The sequence below is a fragment of the Mesorhizobium sp. M7A.F.Ca.US.014.04.1.1 genome, assembly GCF_003998745.1.
Lineage (GTDB): Bacteria > Pseudomonadota > Alphaproteobacteria > Rhizobiales > Rhizobiaceae > Mesorhizobium > Mesorhizobium ciceri.
Window position 1 is genome coordinate 1 of record NZ_RZRW01001315.1, and the last position, 644, is coordinate 644.

The window sequence follows — 644 nt, forward strand, 5'->3', positions numbered from 1 at the left end:
AGAGCGGCACCTGGTTCCGCCGCGCCGCCGCCTGCAGGCGCTGGACGTTGGCGAGGATCGTGGGAAAGCCCTCGACGAGGTAGCGCGGGTCCTGCCGGTGCTCTTCCTGCAGGTCGATGAAGATCGCGGCCACCGTGCCGGGCTTGAGGGAGATGGGCGTTTTCATGCGGCGCCTGCGTGATGCATGGGCGAGGCAGTCAAAGACCCTTCCGTATGCCGGCGGGACAGAGGGGGGCGCCAGGCAACGAGGCGCTCATTGGTTGCCCGTATCAAACCTGCGTCTCCAGAAACTCGTCCTCATAAGGAAAGCGCGACAGAAGCTCCGTGCCCGTCTCGGTGATCAGGATCTCGTCCTCCAGCTTGACGCCCTCGCGGCCGCCCTTTTCGCCGATATAGCTTTCGACGCTCACCACCATGCCTGGCACGATATGGCCGTCGCGGCCATAGGTCTCGTAATCCATGGCATGCGCGATGAACGGCGTTTCGCCATGCATGCCGACGCCGTGCATGACCGAGGTGTAGCGCTGGTCGACGAAACGGTCGGGGATCTTCCACGCCTGCTCGGCGATCTCGCGGAAGGCCATGCCGGGCTTGACGATCGAAATGTTGTGCTGAACCTGATCGTGCGCCATGCGGTAGAGCGA

Annotated in this window: 1 protein-coding gene and 1 pseudogene; both read right to left on the reverse strand. The window is 63.8% G+C overall.

Annotation, left to right across the window (positions count from 1 at the left end):
- Positions 1-166: pseudogene (locus EOA22_RS39425) on the reverse strand (isochorismatase); the annotation flags it as partial.
- A 103-nt stretch (positions 167-269) separates the two neighbouring features.
- Positions 270-644: M24 family metallopeptidase (locus EOA22_RS36290; RefSeq protein ID WP_127390750.1), on the reverse strand; the 375-nt coding region annotated here is incomplete at its 5' end.